This window comes from Neisseria oralis, from assembly GCF_045062685.1.
In the GTDB taxonomy this organism is placed as follows: Bacteria; Pseudomonadota; Gammaproteobacteria; order Burkholderiales; family Neisseriaceae; genus Neisseria; species Neisseria oralis.
In genome coordinates, this window is sequence record NZ_JBJGEB010000002.1 from 38,595 (window position 1) to 59,474 (window position 20,880).

Consider the following 20,880-nt stretch of genomic DNA (forward strand, 5'->3'; position numbering starts at 1 on the left):
TTTGTAAAATTTATTGAGGCCGTCTGAAAACAGCTTTCAGACGGCCTTTGTCAGCATTTGTCAGTCGTCGGATGATATTTCCTGATCGGCTTCCGTTCCCGTGTCTTGCAAACCTTCACTGCTTTCGTCTTCAGGCTCTTCGGCAACACGTTCCAACGATACCAAAGTTTCGCCTTCGTCCAGATTTATCAGGCGCACGCCTGCTGCGGCGCGGCCGGTTTCGCGGATTTGTTGGACTTTGGTGCGGATGAGGACGCCGCCGCTGGTAATCAGCATCAGGTCGTCGGTTTCTCCGACCAAGGTTGCGGCGACCAAATCGCCGTTGCGCTCGCCGGTGTTGATGGCGATATTGCCTTGTCCGCCTTTGTTTTTACGGCTGTAATCGGCAATCGGGGTACGTTTGCCGTAGCCATTGGCGGTGGCGGTCAGCACTTGCAAATCGCTTTGAGCGGCTTCAGGGGCAAAGGTTATCAGGCTGACGATTTTGCCGTCGGCAGGCAGGCGCATACCGCGTAAGCCGCCGCTGCCGCGACCGGACGGACGCACGCCGTGTTTGCCGCTTGGCAGGGCGTTTTCGTTGTCGGCGGTTTCGTCTTCGAGGTCGTCTGAAATTTCGGTTTCGATGTCGGCATCTTCCGCTTCGTCGTTGCCGGATTTTTCCCAGTATTCGTTGAAGCGGATGGCTTTGCCCAAGTTGGAGAACAGCATGATGTCGTCCGAGCCGCTGGTTTGCGCGGCGCCGACGAGGTAGTCGCCTTCTTTGAGCGCGATGGCTTTGATGCCTTGGCTGCGGACGTTTTTAAAGGCTGAAAGCTGGACTTTTTTCACCATACCTTGTGCAGTGGCGAAGAAAACATATTGGTCTTCGGGAAATTCGCGCACGGCGAGGATAGCGCTGACTTTTTCGCCTTCTTCCAACTGGATGACGTTGTTAATCGGACGGCCGCGGCTGTTGCGTCCGCCTTCGGGCAGTTTGTAAACCTTAATCCAGTGGCACTTGCCGAGATTGGTGAAACACATCAAATAGTCATGCGTGTTCGCGACGAACAGGGTTTCGATGAAGTCTTCGTCTTTGGTGGCCGCCGCCTGTTTGCCGCGTCCGCCGCGACGCTGCGCCTGATAGTCGGTGGTCGGCTGGGTTTTGATATAGCCGCCGTGGGTCAGGGTAACGACCATTTCGCGTTGCGGAATCAGGTCTTCATCGGCAATGTCGCCGCCGAACGGGTTGATTTCGCTGCGGCGTTCGTCGCCGAAATTGGTTTTGGTTTCTTCCAATTCTTCGCGGATGATTTGGGTGATGCGTTCCGGTTTCGCCAAAATGTCCAAATAGTCGATGATTTTTGCCATAATGTTTTTGTAATCGCCGACGATTTCTTCTTGGTCGAGGCCGGTCAGGTTGCGCAAGCTCATGCGCAGGATGGCGTCGGCTTGGATTTCGCTCAGATAATAGCCTTGTTCCTGCAAGCCTAGGTTGGCGGGCAGACCTTCGGGGCGCGCCATGCGCAGGTCGAGGTCGGTACGGCTCAACATATCTTCCACCAAACCGCTGCGCCATGCGCGGGACAACAGTTTTTCTTTGGCTTCGGGCGCGTCGGCGGATTCTTTAATCAATCGAATCATCTCGTCGATATTGGACAGGGCGACGGCTTTACCTTCGGCGATATGGCCTTCATGACGCGCTTTTTTCAGGCGGAACAGGGTGCGGCGGGTAACGACTTCGCGACGGTGGCGCAGGAATTCCGCCAAAATCTGCTTCAGATTCAACAGGCGCGGCTGACCGTCAACCAAAGCAACCATGTTGATACCGAAGCTGTCTTGAAGCTGGGTGAGTTTGTAGAGTTGGTTTAAAACGACTTCGGCGTTTTCGTTGCGTTTCAATTCGATAACGACGCGCATGCCGGATTTGTCGGATTCGTCGCGCAGGTCGGATACGCCTTCCAACGTTTTTTCGCGCACCAGTTCGCCGATTTTTTCCACCAGCTTGGCTTTGTTCACCTGATACGGAATTTCGTCGATGATGATGGCTTCGCGTTCGCCGTTTTTGCCTATGGGTTCGATATGGGTTTTACCGCGCATGACGACGCGGCCGCGGCCGGTTTTATAGCCTTCGCGCACGCCGCTCAAGCCGTAGATGGTTGCGCCGGTCGGGAAATCGGGCGCTTGGAGAATATTGATTAATTCGTCGATTTCGGTTTCGGGTTCGTCCAAAAGACGAAGACAGGCATTGATGGTGTCAGTGAGATTGTGCGGCGGGATGTTGGTCGCCATACCGACGGCGATACCGGACGAGCCGTTGACCAACAGCGCGGGGAAGCGGGTCGGCAACACCAGCGGCTCGTGTTCGCTGCCGTCGTAGTTCGGGCCGAAATTGACGGTTTCTTCTTCGATGTCTGCCAGCATTTCGTGGGCGATTTTCGCCATGCGGATTTCGGTATAACGCATGGCCGCGGCGCCGTCGCCGTCAACCGAGCCGAAGTTGCCCTGACCGTCGATTAAGACGTAGCGCATCGAAAAATCCTGCGCCATGCGCACGATGGTGTCGTAAACCGCGGAATCGCCGTGCGGATGGTATTTACCGATGACGTCGCCGACGATACGCGCCGATTTTTTGTAGGCGGCGTTCCAGTTGTTTTTCAGCTCGTGCATGGCGTAAAGCACGCGGCGGTGCACCGGCTTCAAACCGTCGCGCACATCGGGCAGAGCGCGGCCGACAATCACGCTCATGGCGTAATCGAGATAGCTTTTGCGCATTTCGTCTTCAAGGCTGACGGGCAGGGTTTCGAGTGCGAATTTATGGTCGTTGCGGATAGTTGCGTCGGTCATGGTTTTCTTTATTTCGTATGGCAAAAATAGATGGGAATTTTAGCATAAAACCGTGCTTTTCGGGCTTTGTGTAAGGTAGAGATTCGAAAACGGTTTCCTTCTCGTTTTTTGTGTATTGGTAAAGATAGATTATATTCGTGTGTAGGCTAATCTTTGAATTTAAACGTCTTCCAACCTATGACGGCACGCCTTGGGTTAGAATAGGGTCGTTTCGTTTGTAACCGGACAGGAGAAAACCATGAGAGTAACGAGTGCGGCCATTGTTAATGGCGAGTTTGAAGATAAATACGGCAAGCGGGGCGGGCAGTTTAGTCCGAACGGGATGCCGACTTATTCGGTGCCGTTTGAAATCAGCGGTGCGCCGGAGGGGACGAAATCGTTTGCGGTGGTGCTGGAGGACAAGGATGCGGTTACGGCGAGCGGTTTTGTGTGGATACATTGGCTGATAGCGGATTTGGAGCGTACTTCGGTGGCGGAAAACGAGAGTGTGTCGGCCAAGGATTATGTGCAGGGGGCAAACAGTTGGGCGAGTGTGTTGGGCAAATTTGAGATTGAAGAGGCCTCATGCTATGGCGGGATGGCGCCGCCGAACTGCCGCCATCGCTATGAGCTGATTGTGTATGCGTTGGATACGAAGCTGAACCTGCCGCGAGGTTTCCGTTTCAACGACCTGCATTTTGCGATGCAAGGGCATGTGTTGGCTTCGGCCTCGGTGATGGGGACTTATGATGTGTGAGGCCGTCTGAAAACAGGAAGCGCCTGTATCGGGGCATTCTTTGTAGTTCTTTAAGGGAATGCCGATGTTATGGCGGAGGCCGTCTGAAACTGAGTTTTCAGACGGCCTTTGTTGTTGATGGCGGTTTTCGATGCTACGAGAAATCAAACAATTCCCGCTGCGCCTGCTCTTTGGTCACGCGCACGTCGGTTTCGCCGTCGGCAAAAGTGATGTGCAGTTTCTGCCCTTGCTTTAAAACATCAGCGTTGCGGATGACTTGTCCGCGTGTGTTTTTGACGACGGAGAAGCCGCGCTCCAGAATCTGCTGCGGCGATACGGCTTCGAGCAGGGCGGTTTGGGCGGTCAGGCTTTGGCGGCGGTGGGCGAGCAGTTGGCGGAAGGCGTGCGACAAGGTAGTCTGAAAACGGCTGATGTCTTGCCGGTAAACGGAAATATCGGGGCGGCAATGTTTCAGGGCTTGGGTTTGGCGTTCGAAACGGGCGGTGTGGGCGCGGACGTTTTGCGTCATCGAGTAGGATAGGGTTTGCGCCAGTTTGTGGATGTAGGTGCGCTGTTCGTCGAGTTTTTGGCGCGGGTGGCGGATTTGCCGCGCGAGCCAGTCGAGTTTTTGGCTGGCATCGAAATAGCGTTGTTCCAAAACGGTTTTCAGACGACCTTGGGCTTGGGCGAGGCGGTGCAGCGATTCTTGGCGGTTGGGGCTGACCAGTTCCGCCGCGCCGGTCGGCGTGGGCGCACGCACATCGGCGACGAAATCGGCAAGCGTGAAATCGGTTTCGTGTCCTACGCCGCTGACGACCGGAATCGCGCAGGCTTCGATGGCGCGCACGACCGATTCTTCGTTAAACGCCCACAAGTCTTCAATGCCGCCGCCGCCGCGACAGACAATCAACACATCGCATTCGGCGCGTTGCGATGCGGTTTTAATCGCTTGGGCAATCTGAAACTCGCTGCTCGCGCCTTGAACGGCGGTCGGATAAACGATGACGGGAATTTCGGGCGCACGGCGTTTCAAGGTGGTAACGACATCGCGCAAAGCCGCCGCCGCTAGACTGGTTACGATGCCGATACATTGCGGTCGGGCGGGCAAAGGTTTCTTGCGTTCCGCCGCAAACGCGCCTTCCGCCTGCAACTGCGCCTTCAGCCGCTCGTAGGCTTCGTAAAGCTGCCCCAAGCCTTTGAGCCGCACCTCGTTCACCGTAATCTGAAATTCGCCCCGCGCTTCGTAAATACTGATTTTGCCCGCCACTTCGATATGGTCGCCTTCTTTCAAAGGTTTCGCCAAACGCGCCGCCGCACCCTTGAACATCGCGCAACGCACCTGCGCGCGGCTGTCTTTGAGCGAGAAATAATAATGCCCGCTGGCGGCACGGGTCAGATTGGACACTTCGCCCGCAATCCACAAGCCGGCAAGATGGTCTTCCAGCAAGGCTTTGGCGAGGGCGTTGAGTTCGGATACGGAAATGGAGGAGGGCGCGAAGAGTTCGGACATCGGGAGCGGGAATAAATGGGGAAAGGTTGGATTATAAGGGGTTTCGGGCGGCATTTGTGCGGAAAGGGCCGTCTGAAAGAAGTCTTTGCCTGATATTATTTTAATAGTATATTGTCAACCTCTAAACGAAAACATTACGGGATACTGTTATGAAACATATTTTGATTGATTTTGAAAACGTCCAACCGGAAGCATCGCAATTGAGCGGAGTGGATGACGAAAACTGCCATATCTGGCTTTTTCTGGGAAAGCTGCAACAAAAAACTTTGTCGGTAGAGCTTTGCGAAGCCTTATGCAGGTTTGGGAAAAATGTTCATTTCGTACGGGTTGCAAAGACAGGCAAAAATGCTCTGGATTTTTATCTTGCCTATTATTTAGGCAAGATTACGGAACAGGACAAGGAAGCATTGATATGCATTCTTTCGAGGGACGGGGGATTTGATGTTTTAGTCGAACATTTGGAAGATACGCATTTGTGTAAGGGTATTGTCAGATTGGGAAGTTTGGAGGATGCAGGGAAGAATGAGGAATTGTTGTTGGAAATGAAAAAACAACAGATAGGACAAGAACCTAATCTTTCATCAGAGGATAAGCACTCCGTCAAAGAAACGGAAATTGTGCATTCTGAACCTGTTGCTTTACATCAATCTCCTACATTTATTAATTCATGTGTACGAAAGGTAATTGCAGCATTAATTTCGCCCAGTGCTTTCAGACCGACTGTTTTTCACAATTTGGAATCGCGCTTGCATTCTGTTTTGTATCAAGAATTAATCCCCTTTAATCAAGAACAACAAAATGAAATAGTTGGGAAAATTATCCAAAGTATGCTTAATAAAAAACTGATTTCGTTCAATCCTGATACTAATTTTGTGAATTATCACATTAGCAGTAATGATATTTTAGAGAAGTTGACGTGCAAGCTGATTGAATCAAAAAGTAAAACGGTACAGGGCGCTAGAAATGTTCTGCGTTCGCAATCTAAAATATTTTGTTTGGAAGTGGAAGAAAATACATTAGATGATATTTTAAAATACTGCGAATCCCAGCAATTGATACGTATCAAAGGCGACAAGATAGAATATGCCCCTTTCCCTTTGGAGATTCAAATTCCGAAACGGATTGATATTATCAGCAAAGAAGAAGATATTAAGATACTGAATGCAGTACAGAAATTTTTTAATAAGTCAGCTAAAAATAAACCCAAAACCAAAAAAGCAATAATCAATTCTTTCAAATCCATTCTGAAATTATCGGATAACCATATTGAAAAATTAATTAATGTGCTTGTCAGTCAGAAAAAATTTTCTATTGATAATTTAGGGAAAGTGAACTATCCAAAAAAATAAGGTTTGCCTGTTTTGGATATTTCCCTTATCCCATACACAAAAAGATGCCCGAATGCCCAAACTCCATCAAATCATCGAACGCCATTGGCAACGCCCCAATCCGTTTTTATCTTTCCTGCTCAAACCTTTATCCCAGCTGTTTGCCAAAATTACGGCAAAACGGCGCGATGATTTCGTTTCAGGCCGTCTGAAAAGCGAAAAGCTGCCTGTGCCTGTGCCTGTGGTCGTGGTCGGCAATATCCACGCGGGCGGAACAGGGAAAACGCCGATTGTCGCCGCGCTGGTGTCGGGTTTGCAGGAAAAAGGCGTCAAGGTCGGCATCATCAGCCGGGGCTACGGGCGCAAGCGCAAGGCGGTTCATGTATTGAATGCCGAGAGCCGTGCGGAAGATGCGGGCGACGAGCCTTTGCTGCTGTTCCGTAAAACCGGCGCGCCGACGGCGGTGGGCAGCAGCCGTGCACAGGCAGGCAGGGCGTTGCTGGCGGCGCATCCCGACATCGGGCTGATTGTGGCGGACGACGGCTTGCAGCATTACGCCCTGCGGCGGGATGTGGAAATCGCGGTGTTTCCGGCGGCGGATACGGGGCGGTCAGATTTGGATTTGCTGCCCAACGGCAGTTTGCGCGAACCTTTGTCGCGTCTGGATTCGGTGGATGCGGTCGTCGTCAGCGGCGGTCAGGCGGATGCGTCGTTTGCGCCGTCTGAAAATATGTTTCACAGCCGTATCGAAACGGGACAAATTTACCGTTTGAACCAGCCGTCTGAAATACTGGACACAGGCCGTCTGAAAAAACAAACCGTCGCTGCTGTGGCGGGTATCGCCAAACCGGAGCGCTTTTTTGATTCGCTGCGGAATATGGGCATAACGTTGAACCAAACCGTCGCACTGCCCGATCATGCCGGCATCGCAGCGGCAGATTTGCCCAATGCGGACGCGGTCATTATTACGGAAAAGGATGCGGTCAAGTTTTCAGACGGCCTCAATCTGAATCATGTATGGGTGTTGCCCGTTTGTGCGATAATCGAACCTGATTTGGCGGAATTTGTGTCGGAGCAGTTAGGTCTTGCCGAAGAGGCCGTCTGAAAATATTCTGTAGGTCGGGCATTCATGCCCGACAAGCCGTCTTATTTGGGAAACATCGTCTGAACATTTGTATTTTTGTTTTTAGAAGGAAAGAAAGATGAAATTGAAAACCCTGTTGCTGCCCCTTACTGCCTTTGCATTGTGTGCCAACGTATTTGCCGCAACACCCAGCGATGCGTCGTTGGAGCGCCTGTTTGAAGTGCAGAAGATGGATGCCCTGTTGGACCAGTCTTTCCAAAGCATGGAAGGCATTGTGCTTTCCGATCCGAATGTACAGAAATTTTTGAAAGATGCGCCGGAAGACAAGCGTCCGCAGTTGGAGGCGGTATTGAAAAAGTATGCAAACCAATCGATTGCCGAAATCAACACGCCGCAAGTGCGCGCACAGTTGCGTAAAGCCGCTTTAGACGGCATGAAGACGGTTTATACGCAGGAAGAAGTCAACGCATTAATTGGCTTTTACAGCACGGCGGTAGGTCAATCGATAATGGACAAAACGCCGCGCTATCTTGAGGCAACGATGAAACCGATGATGAACATCCTTGCCGGTAAATACACCCAATCCAAGGAAAGCGCAAACTTGAGGCGCGAAATCCGCCAAATCATGTGCAGCGGCAAAAATCCTGCCCAAGCCTGCGCCAAACAGCCGAACAAACCGGCACGGAAAAAATAATGCCGCTTGAGGTCGTCTGAAAACGAGCGAAGCAAGTTTCGCCAAAACAAGCGAAGCGAGTTTCGCTCAAACCATCAAACCCGAAAGAAACCCATGGAAAAAAAATTCTTAGACATCCTCGTCTGCCCCGTTACCAAAGGCAGGTTGGAATATCATCAGGACAAACAGGAATTGTGGAGCCGTCAGGCGAAGCTGGCTTATCCGATTAAAGACGGCATTCCCTATATGCTGGAAAACGAAGCACGAGCGTTGAGCGAAGAGGAACTTAAAGCATGACCGAATTCGTCGTATTGATTCCAGCGCGGCTGGATTCATCGCGCCTGCCCGGAAAAGCCTTGGCGGACATTCACGGCAAACCGATGGTCGTGCGCGTTGCCGAACAGGCGGCAAAAAGCAAGGCGGCGCGCGTCGTCGTTGCCACCGACCATCCCGATATTCAGACGGCCTGTCAGGCGCACGGCGTCGAAGTTGTCATGACTTCAAACCGGCACGAAAGCGGCACGACCCGCCTTGCCGAAGCCGCCGCCGCGCTGAAGCTGCCGCAACATCTGGTGGTCGTCAACGTACAGGGCGACGAGCCGCTGATTGCCCCCGAACTCATCGACCGCACCGCCGAAGTCTTGGTGGAAAACAACGTACAGATGGCAACCGCGGCACACGAATTGCACGATTTCGACGAATTTATGAATCCCAACGTCGTCAAAGTCGTCCTCGACAAAAACCGCAACGCCATCTACTTCAGCCGCGCCCCGATTCCCTATCCGCGCGATGCCATGCGCGCCGAAAAACGCGAATTGCCCGCAGAAACCGCCGTCCTGCGCCATATCGGCATCTACGCCTACCGCGCCGGCTTCCTGCAACGCTACGCCGAAATGAGCGTCTCACCGCTGGAAACCATCGAATCACTGGAACAACTGCGCGTCCTGTGGCACGGCTACCCGATTGCCGTCGAAACCGCCAAAGAAGCGCCCGCAGCCGGTGTGGATACGCGGGAAGATTTGGACAGGGTCCGAGCCGTCTTTGAGGCCGTCTGAAAGGAAAAACATGACCGATTTACGCCATTTGAGCCGCGAGGAGCAAAAACTGCTTGCCGATGTTGCCCTGCTGGTTCAAAACGACGACCAAGAGTTTAACTATGAAATGTTGAAAGCCGCCGCGCCGGATGAAGCCAGCGGCGAGTTTTGGTTCCGTATGGCGGAAACGCTCAGTACGCTGCCGCCCAACCGTTCGCTGGATTTGCGCTTGAACGGCGGCAGGCTGACGGTTGCCGTGTCGATTTTGTCGGTATTGCTGCAAGACAGCCCTGAGATTCCGCAGCTTTGGGCGCAAAAGGTGATTGCGCTCAACTATCTGGCACACGGGCATCAGACCCGCGCGCGCGGTTTGGCGCAGCAGGCGGACAAAGCGGCGGAGGCCAACGAGGAAGAGTATTTGGCGAAGACTTTATCGCAAAACCTGCTTTCCACTTTGAAAGACGCATTGGAGCGGTTTCCCGAAGACACATGGTTTGCCGAAATGCGCGATGACGCATGGAAACATTTCGGCGCGGAACAGGCCGTCTGAAGTTTTGAACGATAAACGCAAGCCGTGTAAAATCATTTGAATTACGTTTCAAATCCATATCACTTAACAAGAAGGAACACCCATGAAAGTATTATTGTTAGGCGCGCCGGGCGCGGGTAAAGGCACTCAGGCACAATTCATCACCGCTGCGTTCGGCATTCCGCAAATTTCCACCGGCGATATGCTCCGCGCTGCGATTAAAGCAGGCACGCCGCTGGGTTTGGAAGCGAAAAAAATCATTGATGAAGGCGGCTTGGTGCGCGACGACATCATCATCGGCATGGTGAAAGAACGCATCGCGCAAGACGACTGCAAAAACGGTTTCCTGTTCGACGGCTTCCCGCGCACGCTGGCACAAGCCGAAGCGATGGTTGAAGCGGGCGTGGATTTGGACGCGGTCGTTGAAATCGACGTACCCGACAGCGTGATTGTCGACCGCATGAGCGGCCGCCGCGTCCACTTGGCTTCCGGCCGCACCTACCACGTTACCTACAATCCGCCCAAAGTCGAAGGCAAAGACGACGTAACCGGCGAAGATTTGATTCAGCGCGACGACGACAAAGAAGAAACCGTCAAAAAACGCCTTGCCGTGTACCACGAGCAAACCGAAGTGTTGGTTGATTTTTACAGCAAACTGGAAGGCGAACACGCGCCGAAATACATCAAGGTTGACGGCACTCAGCCGGTAGAAGCCGTAAAAGCCGAAGTATTGGGCGCATTGGGCAAATAAATCGAAAAGGTCGTCTGAAAACAGGAAATCAGGTTTTCAGACGACCTGTTTTTGATAAACAGCGTGTTGCAACCGAAAAATAATCATTCGGCGTCATTCCCGCGCAGGCGGGAATCCATTTCTGAATTTGGGCAATCGCTGTTTAAATCTAATGAACTGAGTTTTATCAATGGATTCCCGCCTGCGCGGGAATGACGGCTGATGTACCGGTTCAAATTTATCCGAAACAGTTTGTCGGGGGCTTGAGTCCGCGTAGGTCGGACATCAATGCCCGACCTACGGTTTGAATTTACGTTGTACTGCGAAAAAGACGATAAAGGTCGTCTGAAAACCCGAAACGAAAACACCATGAATCCTTTAATCACCGACTTCCAAACTCCGCAACAACGCACCCCTGTCATCGTTGCCCTTGATTTTGCCAACGAAAAAGACACGCTCGGATTCGTCCGCAACCTTGATCCGACCTTGTGCCAAATCAAAATCGGCAAAGAGCTGTTTACCGCTACGGGGCGCAGTTTGGCGGAAAGCCTGATTCATCAGGGTTTCAAACTCTTTCTCGATTTGAAATACCACGACATTCCCCACACCGTCGCGCAAGCCTGCAAAGTCGCCGCCGACATGGGCGTGTGGATGGTCGATATGCACGCATCGGGCGGCCGCCGCATGATGGAAGCCGCCGCCGAAGCCGTTGCCGGATACGGCACGAAGCCGCTCTTAATCGGCGTAACCGTACTGACCAGCATGGAACAAAGCGAATTGGCGGAAATCGGTTTGAACATCGCCCCTGAAGAACAAGTCATCCGCTTGGCGAAACTGGCGCAAAGTTCAGGCTTGGACGGCGTGGTCTGCTCCGCCCAAGAAGCCGCGCCGCTGCGCCGCGAATTGGGACAGGATTTTGTCTTGGTAACACCCGGCATCCGCTTGGACGTTGCCGGTAACAACGACGATCAACGCCGCATCATGACGCCCGTCGAGGCATTAGCGGCAGGCTCGACTTATTTGGTAATGGGCCGCCCCGTTACCCAAGCCGCCGATCCGGTCGCCGTATTGCGCGAAGTGAACCGCGTGGCGAACCTTGAAGCAAACTGATTTTCAGACGACCTTACAGGTTGAGGCCGTCTGAAAAAACACAACGGAGGCAATATGCCCACCAAGTTCCAACAAGAAACCCTCAAATCCCGTTTCGCGCAAGCCAAAGTACTTGTTGTCGGCGACGTGATGCTCGACCGCTATTGGTTTGGCGACGTGTCCCGTATTTCGCCCGAAGCCCCCGTGCCGGTAGCGAAAATCGGTCGTATCGACCAACGGGCGGGCGGAGCGGCGAACGTTGCGCGCAACATCGCTTCGTTGGGCGGCAAAGCAGGGCTGTTGTCGGTAACCGGCGACGACGAAGCCGCCAATGCGCTCGACGCGCTGATGGCGCAAGACGGCGTCGCTTCCTATCTGATGCGCGACAAACAAATCGCCACCACCGTCAAACTGCGCGTCGTCGCCCGCAACCAGCAGCTTATCCGCCTTGATTTTGAAGAGCATCCTAACCGCGAAGTGTTGGAGCAAATCAAGCAGAAATACCGTGAAATCTTGCCCGAATACGACGCAATCATTTTTTCAGACTACGGCAAAGGCGGCCTGTCGCACATCTCCGATATGATAGATTGGGCGAAACATGCCGGTAAAACCGTATTAATCGACCCTAAAGGCGACGATTACGAAAAATACGCCGGCGCCACGTTGATTACACCCAACCGCGCCGAATTGAAAGAAGTGGTCGGCAGTTGGAAAAACGAAAGCGAGCTGACCGAAAAAGCGCAAAACCTGCGTCGCCACCTCGACCTGACCGCCGTTTTACTGACCCGAAGCGAAGAGGGCATGACCCTGTTCAGCGAAGGCGAACCCATTTACCAGCCTACCCGCGCCCAAGAAGTTTACGACGTATCCGGCGCAGGCGACACTGTCATTGCCGGAGTGGGCTTGGGGCTGGCGGCAGGCTACACCATGCCCGAAGCCATGCACCTCGCCAATACCGCCGCCGGCGTCGTCGTCGCCAAACTCGGCACAGCGGTTTGCTCGTTTGCAGAGTTGAACAAGGCATTGGAAGAGCAGTAATTTCTTTTCAGACGACCCCATCTTTCCAAGGTCGTCTGAAACGAGTGCAACGAGTTTCGCTAAAACCAAAAATCAAAGGAAACCCAATATGACCATCATCGTAACAGGCGCGGCCGGCTTCATCGGCAGCAACATCGTCAAAGCCCTCAACCAAAGCGGCATTACCGACATCGTCGCCGTCGACAACCTGACCCGTGGCGAAAAATTCAAAAACCTTGCCGAGTGCGAAATCGCCCACTACCTCGACAAACACGAATTCATCCGCCAAGTGCGCGGCCATCTTCTGCCTTACGAAAACATCGAAGCCGTCTTCCACCAAGGCGCGTGTTCCGACACCATGAACCACGACGGCCTCTACATGATGGACAACAACTACCAGTACACGCTCGACCTTTTGGACTGGTGTCAGGACGAACGCATCCCCTTCCTCTACGCTTCCAGCGCAGCCGTGTACGGCAAAGGCGAAATCTTCCGCGAAGAGCGTGAACTTGAAAAACCGCTCAACGTGTACGGCTACTCCAAATTCCTGTTCGACCAAGTATTGCGCCGCCGCATGGAAGAAGGCCTGACCGCCCAAGTCGTCGGCTTCCGCTACTTCAACGTTTACGGACAACACGAACAACACAAAGGCCGCATGGCATCCGTCGCCTTCCACCATTTCAACCAATACCGCGAACACGGTTATGTCAACCTGTTCGGTGCCAACGACGGCTACGGCAACGGCGAACAAACCCGCGACTTCGTCAGCGTCGAAGACGTCGCCAAAGTCAACCTCTACTTCTTCGACCACCCCGAACTCTCCGGCATCTACAACCTCGGCACCGGCCGCAGCCGTCAATTCAACGAACTTGCCGCCGCCACCGTCAACGCCTGCCGCGCCGCCGAAGGCAAGGAGGAAATGACGCTGGAAGAATTGGTCAGGGAAGAGCTGATCCGCTATATCCCGTTCCCCGATGCCCTTAAAGGCAAATACCAGAGCTTCACCCAGGCCGACATCGGCAAACTGCGCGAAGCAGGGTATCAGGAAGAATTTTTGGATGTAAAAGAGGGTGTGGGAAACTATGTGAAGTGGATGTTGGAGAATTTGATTTAGAAACGGGTGCTAGATAAAAAAGGCCGTCTGAAAGTTTTTCAGACGGCCTTTCCATATGATTTATTGCATTGTTACTATCCTATTAATCTGCCAATCAAGGAATGATGTATAAGCGCTGCCGCGGTCGATATGCGGTCTGTCTTCGGCAGGCGGTTTGCTCGGCATGGCTTCGGCGGTTTGGACACCTCGGTTGTTCCAGCGGCGGAATTCTTTGTTGGACAGATTATAAAAACCGTGCTCGGTAATCAGAACCTCCGGATTATAACCGTAGCCGCACCACGGGGAGTCGGGTTGCGGGGCGGTGAGATTGCAGCCGGTTTGGTAGTAGCGTGCTTTTGACAGGCTCAGATTGTAGAGCGTCGGCAAAATGTCTTTGTGCGAACCGGCACGTTCGGGGTGATACGCCGCGTGGGTGCGGTAGGCCGGCGGAATGTAAAGGTAGAATGGCACGCTGTGGCCGAGTGCGGTTTCGTTGGGTTCGGGATAGCCGATGGCGCGCATATTATGGTCGCCGGTGGCGGCGATAATGGTGTCGGGTGCGATGGTTTTTGCTTTGCCGATAAAGCGGCCGAGTTGGTCGTTGCTGTATCGGAAGGTGTTGAAAATTTCGTTTAATTCTTTGCCGGATGCGAGCGCGGTAAGGCGTTGCTTTTCTTGCTTGGTCAGACGGAAGTTTTTGGCTTGGTGGGGGGCGGGCAGACGGTAGGGCGGATGGTTGGTCACGGACATCATCATGATGAATACCGGTTTGCCGCTTTTTTCCGCTTGTGCCAGTTCTTTTTCCGCATAACGGAACATGAATTCGTCGGGCACGCCCCATGTGCCGGATTCTGCTTCGGGGTAGTGTGATTTGAGGGTGTTTTCGTCGATGATTTCGTTTACGCCCAAATGCCGCAGGAAATTGTCGAAATCTCGCCAGCCGCCGTTGCCTGCGGTGATATAGACAACGCGGTAGCCGGCATCGAGATAGGGTTTGAACATGTTGCCGGGAAAGGTTTTGTTTTTGGCGGCGGATTGGCTGAGGTTGAGGCGCGGGCTGCGGATGAAGAAGCGGTGCAGGGTATCGCTGGTGCCGTCGCCTTCGGAGACGAAGCGTTGATAAATCCAGTCTTGTTTCCAATGTTCGGCCAATTCGCCGAGCAGGTCGCGTTCGGGCGTATTCATGGTTAGAAGGTGTGTGCTCATGCTTTCCATGACCGCCAGCACGACATTGGGTTTGTGTTGTTCTACCACCGAATTTTTATTGGTCAAACTGTATAGACGGTTTAAATCGGCACCGGCTTTTTGGTTGAGCAGGCGGTTGATTAATGCAATGCCGTCTGAATCGGAAACAGGTGTGAAATTGCTGCTGTTGCGGTGTTCCAAAAATGCCCAATTTAAAGAGATGAGGGCATTGGGAACGAGTTTGTTCAGTTGCGGGGCGGCGGAAATTTGCATGGAGGTTTGCCGCAAGGGAAATTTGCCGAATGAGCCGCGGATACCCGCGCTTAGGGCGAGTATGGGCAGGATGACGGCGGCAATCCAAGCCGCTTTACCGGCGGGAGCCGGTTCGGAAAACGGATATGTGCGGATTCGGGCAAACCATTTCCCAAATAGGACCGCCGCCGCAACTGCTCCGACAAGTCCCCAAATTACCGGAAAATCCGACCAGATGGTTTTTAATACGGCTGCCGTATCTTCTTCGGAAATACCGAAAATGAAAACGTCAAACTGGCGGCCGTAAACGCCGTAGTAAAACCAGTTGCCGATGGCTGCGGCGGAAACGGCTAATAAGAGTAATACTGATAATACAACCTGAATATGCCCATATGCTTCTGCTGTTTTGGATTTGACGAGGCTGAAAAGCCCCAGCAGGAACGGTAGTGCAGTCAATACGGAAGCGGCTTTTATGTCGAACAACAACCCTTTAACAAACAAATGAACGGTATCGGCAGCATATTGCGTGCGGATGGTATCGGGAAGATAATGTTGAAACATCATGCAGCGTTCGGCGGAGAGAATCAGAACGGTGCAGAACCATAATAAAAAACAACTGTATAAAATTCTTTTATAAGCAAGCAGGCGTGTCATGGTTGAAGTATTTGATGATTCGTTTGGTTTCGAATGACAACGAAAACGCTATTTTATTATCTTATCTTTACAATTTCAATTGAAATGTAATAAGGCATGCTTGGTTACGCTGTATGCCCGTTTAAAATTTTAAAAAGGCCGTCTGAAAACTTTTCAGACGGCCTTTTATATAAGGGCAAGTATTCTTTAGCCCTTATACTCTTGGTTGCCAAGGATAAAACGAATAGAAAAAACGCATGATTTGTTCTTCAAAAAAGTTGCCTCCGGCCACTTTTTCCAGCTCTTTCATATGGAGTTCTTGCATAATATCCTCCTTAAAATCAGTCAATAAATTAAAAAATATCAAAAATACTTATAATCTGCAGTATTTACGATATTTAATCTGACCCATTGTGTTATATAAAGTTTGCATGGTTGTGTATTGTTATTCTAAAAGTAAGATTAATTACATCTATTATCACATCATCTGACGTCATAAGAACATTCGATAAAAACCGGATATTCGCTAAAAAATAAGATTTATGTACTCCAAAGACAAAAACATAATGATATGGAATATAAAGATAACCTTACAATCGCGAATGATGTGCCATCGGTCTATTTATTCATAAGAAAAGGCCGTCTGAAAAGTTTTCAGACGACCTTTTTCGCGGTTTATCCGCGGTATTCCGTTACAGGACGGATTTCACTACTTTCACGACATTTTCGACGGTAAAGCCGAATTCCTTGAACAATACTTCGGCAGGTGCGGATTCGCCGAAACGGTCGATGCCCACAGTTGCACCGTTCAGTCCGACGTATTTGTACCAACCTTGGCTCAGGCCGGCTTCCACGGCAACGCGCGGCAGGGCGGCGGGCAATACGCTGTTGCGGTAGGCGGCGTCTTGCAGGTCGAAGATATTGGTGGACGGCATGGAGACGACGCGTACGGAGATACCTTCTTTAGCCAGTGCGGCCTGTGCATCCAATGCAAGTTCGACTTCGGAACCGGTGGCGATGATAACGGCTTTGGCATCGCCCTGAGCTTCGCTGATGACGTAGCCGCCGCGGCGGATGTCGTTAAGTTGCTGTTCGCTGCGTTGGAGGAATTTCAGATTTTGACGGCTGAAAATCAGGGTGGACGGATGATCCGGGGCTTTGATGGCTTCTGCCCAGGCAACCAGTGATTCTACGGAGTCGCACGGACGCCATACCGCCATGTTCGGAATCATGCGCAGGGTGGCGGTTTGCTCGATAGGCTGGTGGGTCGGACCATCTTCGCCGAGGCCGATGGAGTCGTGGGTGAAGACGAAGACGGAGTTGATTTTCATCAGTGCCGCCATACGCATGGCGTTGCGCTCGTATTCGCTGAACATCAGGAAAGTCGCGCCGAACGGACGCACACCGCCATGCAGGGCAAGGCCGTTCATCACTGCACCCATGCCGAACTCGCGCACACCGTAGTGAATGTAGTTGCCGCCACCGTTACGGGTAATAGATTGGCTGTTTGACCAGCTTGTGAGGTTGGACGGGGTCAGGTCGGCAGAACCTCCCACCAGTTCGGGCAGCTCTTTAGCGAGGATTTCGATGCTGTTTTGGCTGGCTTTGCGGGTGGCGATGGTTTCGGCTTTGGCACACACTTCTTTCAATGCGGCTTGAACGTATGCATCGAAATTGTCCGGCAGTTTTTTATCCATGCGGCGCACGAATTCTGCGGCCTCGGCAGGATATTTTGCTTGGTATTGCGCAAACAGCTCGTTCCATTCTGCTTCCAGTTTCGCGCCTTTTTCTTTTGCATCCCATGCAGCATAGATTTCTTGCGGGATTTCAAATGCAGGGTAAGCCCAGCCCAAATGTTTGCGCGTGGCTTCGATTTCATCCGCACCCAAAGGTGCGCCATGGGTTTTGTGGCTGCCTTCTTTGTTGGCGCTGCCTTTGCCGATTAAGGTTTTGCAGCAGATGAGGGACGGTTTGCCGGTTTCGGCACGGGCGGCTTCAATGGCCGTCTGAATGGCGGCGGTGTCGTGGCCGTTTACATTGGGAACGACATGCCAGCCGTAGCTTTCAAAGCGTTGCGGGATGTTTTCGGTAAACCAGCCGTCCACTTTGCCGTCGATGGAAATATTGTTGTCATCATACAAAACAATCAGTTTGCCCAAGCCCAAGGTGCCAGCGAGCGAACAAGCTTCGTGCGATACGCCTTCCATCATGCAACCGTCGCCCATGAAGACATAGGTGTAATGATCGACGATGTTCAAACCATCTTTATTAAATTCGGCGGCAAGGATTTTTTCGGCCAATGCCATACCTACTGCGTTGGCAATGCCTTGTCCCAACGGGCCGGTAGTGGTTTCCACGCCATCGGTGTAGCCGTATTCGGGGTGGCCGGGGGTTTTGCTATGCAGTTGGCGGAAGTTTTTCAAGTCTTCAATGCTCAGGTTGTAGCCGGTCAGGTGCAGCAGGCTGTACAACAGCATGGACGCATGGCCGTTGGAGAGGATGAAGCGGTCGCGGTTGTAGAATTTGGGGTTGGCGGGGTTGTGGTGCAGGAATTTCGTCCACAATACTTCCGCCATTTCCGCCATACCCATGGGCGCACCAGGGTGGCCGGAGTTGGCTTTTTGAACAGCATCGACTGAGAGGAAGCGTATTGCATTTGCCAGTTGAGACATGTTGAGTACCTTTCTTTAAAGTAGGTATGGAAAACTGCGGGAGAAATATTTTACCTGTCGATTATCGTCCTATTTTTCTGATGTTTCAAGGAAAAACCGGATTCATGTAACAATATTTCAAGATATTTGCCTGTTATTTTAGAGTAGTTCGGGTGCGGGTAGGGGCCGTCTGAAAATGACCAGATAATGGGAATTTTTATTATTTTGTTTCGAAACAGTTGGTTATTAATTTAAATCGGGAAAATAGCGGTTTGCTATAAGTGAAGTGTACATTGCCGGAGTGCTTTGGTGGAATACCTTTTATATTCAGTCAGTAAGGGCAGCCGGTATGATAAAACATATATATGCTAAATAGGTAGATGGTTTTGCTTTGATATAGCTCAAATGATATGATTTCAGAACGAATAAAGGCCGTCTGAAAAGATAAAAAGTGCAAAACGAGGAACACATGCCATGTCGACTGAAACCCGATCGCCGCAATCCGAAACAAGTAAAGTGAAACCGAAATCCAGTGTCATTCAAATCCATCCCGAGGGCGAGCGCATTCATCCGAAAAAGGCGGAAGGGCGGTTCGCCAAATTGCGTATTGCCGTCGTATTGGCGACCCAGTTTGTGTTTTATGTGATTCCGTGGTTTAACTGGAACGGCCGTCAGGCGGTCATTTTCAACATTCCTGACCGACATTTCTTCATTTTCGGGCTGTCGCTGGGCATGGGCGACTTGATTTACCTTGCCCTGCTGCTGATGATTTGCGCTTTCGGGCTGTTTTGGTGGACGACGATTGCCGGACGTTTGTGGTGCGGCTATTCCTGCCCGCAGACAGTTTACACCGAAATCATGCTGTGGATTGACAACTTGGTCGAAGGGGACCGCAACAAACGGCTGAAGCTGGAAAAATCGCCGTGGAATTTCACTAAAATCCGCATTAAAGCCACCAAAGCTCTGCTGATTTTCCTCTTTTGCGCGTGGACGGGTATTACATTTGCCGGTTGGTTCGTTCCAATTCGCCAGTTCGTTCCTGACTTATTTACTGGAATGGCGGGCGGCGGCGCAATGTTTGCCGCAGCGTTCTACGGTTTTATGACTTTCTTCTTTGCCCACGTCATGCGAGAAAAAGTGTGCCTGCATATGTGTCCGTATGCACGCTTCCAAAGCGCGATGTTCGACAAAGACACGCTGATTATTTCTTATGATACCGAACGCGGCGAACCGCGCGGCGCACGCAAGAAAACTGCTAATAAGGAAGACAGCGGATTGGGCGATTGCATCAACTGTACCATGTGCGTACAAGTCTGCCCCGTCGGTATCGACATCCGCAACGGTTTGCAATACCAATGTATCGGCTGTGCTGCCTGCATTGATGCCTGCGACGAAATCATGGATAAAATGGGCTATCCACGCGGCTTGATACGCTATACGACCGAAGGCGCATTGGAGCATGAATATCCCGAAAGCGATATCAAAAAACGCCTGAAACGACCGCGTGTGGCGGGATACGGCGCAGTTTTGTTGGTTGTGATCGCCGCATTTTTAGTCGGTATTTCCACCCGCAAAATGGTGGCAGTTGATATTTTGAAAGACCGCGGCGTGATGGTACGTGAAAATAGCAAAGGTTGGCTCGAAAACGCTTACAACCTGCGTATTATCAACAATAGTGAACGCGAACAAATCATGACGGCTACCGTAAAGGGATTTGATGACATTTCCTTAACCGGACTGCCGCCGGAAGGGCTGAAACTGCCACCGCGTGAAACCATTACCATTCCGGTTCAGGTGTCTACTATTCCCGAATATGCTGACAAAGGCAGCCATCCGATAGAATTTACTTTTACTTATCATGAGTCAGGCAGTAAACAGGGCAATGAAACGGTATTGAAGGAAGAATCGGCGTTTATTGGAGAGTAAGTCATATGTCCGAACAAAATAAAGTGAAGCCGTGGTATAAACAGGCATGGCCTTGGATTTTAATGGCTGGGCCGATTTTTGTAGTAATCGCCAGTGTGTCGATGTTCTTTGTAGCTAAAGACAATATGACTGATTTGGTAACGGATGATTATTATAAGGACGGCAAACATATAGAAATTCAGCTTCATCGTGATGAAGAAGCTGTTAAACGGAAAATTCGTGCAAGATTACTGGTCAGCCCCGATTACAGTGCGGCCAAAGTTTTTGTTAGCGGTGATTTCGATGCCAAACAGCCGCTGAACTTGTTACTGATGCATCCTGTGAAGAAAACGCAAGATCAGACTGTGCGCTTGCAACTGGTTTCAGATGGTCAAGGAAAGCAAACCGAATATAACGCTGTTTTTAAACCGCTGCCGCCGACCAACCATTGGTATATTCGTATTGAAGATGTTGCTGGTGTGTGGAGAGTGGAAAGTAAATGGATTGTCAGTCAGGGTAATTCCATAGATTTGACACCGATGGATAAATTGCTCGGTAATTCTAGAAACGCGGAAGCGGAAAACGATGCGGTTAAGTAATATGATAATATAATTAAAATAATTTATTAA

17 protein-coding genes are annotated in these 20,880 nt (G+C 51.5%); 13 read left to right on the top strand and 4 right to left on the bottom strand.

Going from position 1 to position 20,880, the window contains the following annotated elements; genetic code table 11:
* Positions 1–60: 60 nt before the first annotated feature.
* Positions 61–2,823 (bottom strand): DNA gyrase subunit A, encoded by a 2,763-nt coding sequence (gene gyrA / locus ACI43T_RS02150; RefSeq protein WP_377081695.1) that lies wholly within the window; start codon positions 2,821–2,823, stop codon positions 61–63.
* 238 nt (positions 2,824–3,061) lie between these two features.
* On the opposite strand from gyrA, the gene ACI43T_RS02155 reads away from it, so the two are divergent.
* Positions 3,062–3,559, top strand: a complete 498-nt coding sequence (locus ACI43T_RS02155) for a YbhB/YbcL family Raf kinase inhibitor-like protein (RefSeq protein ID WP_293277869.1) — start codon at positions 3,062–3,064, stop codon at positions 3,557–3,559.
* A 133-nt stretch (positions 3,560–3,692) separates the two neighbouring features.
* On the opposite strand, the gene xseA is transcribed toward ACI43T_RS02155, so the two are convergent.
* A complete protein-coding gene (gene xseA, locus ACI43T_RS02160) occupies positions 3,693–5,048 on the bottom strand; it encodes an exodeoxyribonuclease VII large subunit (RefSeq protein WP_405385415.1) in 1,356 nt (451 codons plus the stop codon).
* 149 nt (positions 5,049–5,197) lie between these two features.
* Here xseA and ACI43T_RS02165 point away from each other — a divergent pair, with 149 nt between their 5' ends.
* The 10 genes from ACI43T_RS02165 (at position 5,198) to rfaD (ending at position 13,646) form a co-directional block, all read left to right on the top strand.
* A complete protein-coding gene (locus ACI43T_RS02165) occupies positions 5,198–6,397 on the top strand; it encodes a PIN domain-containing protein (protein ID WP_405385416.1) in 1,200 nt (399 codons plus the stop codon).
* A 52-nt stretch (positions 6,398–6,449) separates the two neighbouring features.
* A complete protein-coding gene (gene lpxK / locus ACI43T_RS02170; protein ID WP_405385417.1) occupies positions 6,450–7,481 on the top strand; it encodes a tetraacyldisaccharide 4'-kinase in 1,032 nt (343 codons plus the stop codon).
* Between the two features lie 97 nt (positions 7,482–7,578).
* On the top strand, positions 7,579–8,154 hold the full coding sequence (locus tag ACI43T_RS02175; protein ID WP_377082325.1) for a DUF2059 domain-containing protein: 576 nt from the start codon (positions 7,579–7,581) through the stop codon (positions 8,152–8,154).
* Positions 8,155–8,247: 93 nt separating this feature from the next.
* Complete coding sequence (locus tag ACI43T_RS02180; RefSeq protein ID WP_002221286.1) at positions 8,248–8,430, top strand: Trm112 family protein; 183 nt, start codon at positions 8,248–8,250, stop codon at positions 8,428–8,430.
* Complete coding sequence (kdsB, locus tag ACI43T_RS02185) at positions 8,427–9,188, top strand: 3-deoxy-manno-octulosonate cytidylyltransferase (RefSeq protein WP_405385418.1); 762 nt, start codon at positions 8,427–8,429, stop codon at positions 9,186–9,188. The genes ACI43T_RS02180 and kdsB overlap by 4 nt, the downstream gene beginning before the upstream one ends.
* Positions 9,189–9,198: 10 nt before the next feature.
* Positions 9,199–9,717 carry a hypothetical protein gene (locus ACI43T_RS02190; protein ID WP_039407195.1) on the top strand — a complete coding sequence of 173 codons (519 nt, stop codon included), beginning with the start codon at positions 9,199–9,201 and terminating at the stop codon, positions 9,715–9,717.
* Between the two features lie 82 nt (positions 9,718–9,799).
* The gene (gene adk / locus ACI43T_RS02195; protein ID WP_002232195.1) at positions 9,800–10,447 is read left to right on the top strand and encodes an adenylate kinase; all 648 of its coding nucleotides are present in this window, start codon (positions 9,800–9,802) and stop codon (positions 10,445–10,447) included.
* Between the two features lie 348 nt (positions 10,448–10,795).
* Positions 10,796–11,536 (top strand): orotidine-5'-phosphate decarboxylase, encoded by a 741-nt coding sequence (gene pyrF, locus ACI43T_RS02200; RefSeq protein WP_405385537.1) that lies wholly within the window; start codon positions 10,796–10,798, stop codon positions 11,534–11,536.
* A gap of 54 nt (positions 11,537–11,590) precedes the next feature.
* Positions 11,591–12,553, top strand: coding sequence for an ADP-heptose synthase (gene hldA / locus ACI43T_RS02205; RefSeq protein ID WP_101809647.1), 963 nt, complete (start codon positions 11,591–11,593; stop codon positions 12,551–12,553).
* Positions 12,554–12,641: 88 nt separating this feature from the next.
* The gene (rfaD, locus tag ACI43T_RS02210) at positions 12,642–13,646 is read left to right on the top strand and encodes an ADP-glyceromanno-heptose 6-epimerase (protein WP_405385419.1); all 1,005 of its coding nucleotides are present in this window, start codon (positions 12,642–12,644) and stop codon (positions 13,644–13,646) included.
* Between the two features lie 60 nt (positions 13,647–13,706).
* Here rfaD and ACI43T_RS02215 read toward each other — a convergent pair whose 3' ends face one another.
* Positions 13,707–15,716, bottom strand: a complete 2,010-nt coding sequence (locus tag ACI43T_RS02215; protein ID WP_405385420.1) for an LTA synthase family protein — start codon at positions 15,714–15,716, stop codon at positions 13,707–13,709.
* A gap of 671 nt (positions 15,717–16,387) precedes the next feature.
* The gene (gene tkt / locus ACI43T_RS02220; RefSeq protein WP_405385421.1) at positions 16,388–18,367 is read right to left on the bottom strand and encodes a transketolase; all 1,980 of its coding nucleotides are present in this window, start codon (positions 18,365–18,367) and stop codon (positions 16,388–16,390) included.
* Positions 18,368–18,820: 453 nt separating this feature from the next.
* Between tkt and ccoG the strand changes: the two genes are divergently transcribed.
* Together ccoG and ACI43T_RS02230 are read left to right on the top strand one after the other, a co-directional pair.
* Complete coding sequence (gene ccoG, locus ACI43T_RS02225) at positions 18,821–20,272, top strand: cytochrome c oxidase accessory protein CcoG (protein ID WP_405385422.1); 1,452 nt, start codon at positions 18,821–18,823, stop codon at positions 20,270–20,272.
* Positions 20,273–20,277: 5 nt separating this feature from the next.
* A complete protein-coding gene (locus ACI43T_RS02230) occupies positions 20,278–20,850 on the top strand; it encodes a FixH family protein (RefSeq protein WP_377080848.1) in 573 nt (190 codons plus the stop codon).
* Positions 20,851–20,880 lie beyond the last annotated feature (30 nt).

What these genes read in the sequence shown, in the direction of transcription:
- ACI43T_RS02180 (WP_002221286.1), top strand. Translation starts at nt 8,248, where the DNA reads ATGGAAAAAAAATTCTTAGACATCCTCGTCTGCCCCGTTACCAAAGGC.
- ACI43T_RS02175 (WP_377082325.1), top strand. Translation starts at nt 7,579, where the DNA reads ATGAAATTGAAAACCCTGTTGCTGCCCCTTACTGCCTTTGCATTGTGT.
- rfaD (WP_405385419.1), top strand. Translation starts at nt 12,642, where the DNA reads ATGACCATCATCGTAACAGGCGCGGCCGGCTTCATCGGCAGCAACATC.
- ACI43T_RS02155 (WP_293277869.1), top strand. Translation starts at nt 3,062, where the DNA reads ATGAGAGTAACGAGTGCGGCCATTGTTAATGGCGAGTTTGAAGATAAA.
- lpxK (WP_405385417.1), top strand. Translation starts at nt 6,450, where the DNA reads ATGCCCAAACTCCATCAAATCATCGAACGCCATTGGCAACGCCCCAAT.
- ACI43T_RS02165 (WP_405385416.1), top strand. Translation starts at nt 5,198, where the DNA reads ATGAAACATATTTTGATTGATTTTGAAAACGTCCAACCGGAAGCATCG.
- xseA (WP_405385415.1), bottom strand. Translation starts at nt 5,048, where the DNA reads ATGTCCGAACTCTTCGCGCCCTCCTCCATTTCCGTATCCGAACTCAAC.
- ACI43T_RS02215 (WP_405385420.1), bottom strand. Translation starts at nt 15,716, where the DNA reads ATGACACGCCTGCTTGCTTATAAAAGAATTTTATACAGTTGTTTTTTA.
- adk (WP_002232195.1), top strand. Translation starts at nt 9,800, where the DNA reads ATGAAAGTATTATTGTTAGGCGCGCCGGGCGCGGGTAAAGGCACTCAG.
- ACI43T_RS02230 (WP_377080848.1), top strand. Translation starts at nt 20,278, where the DNA reads ATGTCCGAACAAAATAAAGTGAAGCCGTGGTATAAACAGGCATGGCCT.
- pyrF (WP_405385537.1), top strand. Translation starts at nt 10,796, where the DNA reads ATGAATCCTTTAATCACCGACTTCCAAACTCCGCAACAACGCACCCCT.
- ACI43T_RS02190 (WP_039407195.1), top strand. Translation starts at nt 9,199, where the DNA reads ATGACCGATTTACGCCATTTGAGCCGCGAGGAGCAAAAACTGCTTGCC.
- tkt (WP_405385421.1), bottom strand. Translation starts at nt 18,367, where the DNA reads ATGTCTCAACTGGCAAATGCAATACGCTTCCTCTCAGTCGATGCTGTT.
- hldA (WP_101809647.1), top strand. Translation starts at nt 11,591, where the DNA reads ATGCCCACCAAGTTCCAACAAGAAACCCTCAAATCCCGTTTCGCGCAA.
- gyrA (WP_377081695.1), bottom strand. Translation starts at nt 2,823, where the DNA reads ATGACCGACGCAACTATCCGCAACGACCATAAATTCGCACTCGAAACC.
- kdsB (WP_405385418.1), top strand. Translation starts at nt 8,427, where the DNA reads ATGACCGAATTCGTCGTATTGATTCCAGCGCGGCTGGATTCATCGCGC.
- ccoG (WP_405385422.1), top strand. Translation starts at nt 18,821, where the DNA reads ATGTCGACTGAAACCCGATCGCCGCAATCCGAAACAAGTAAAGTGAAA.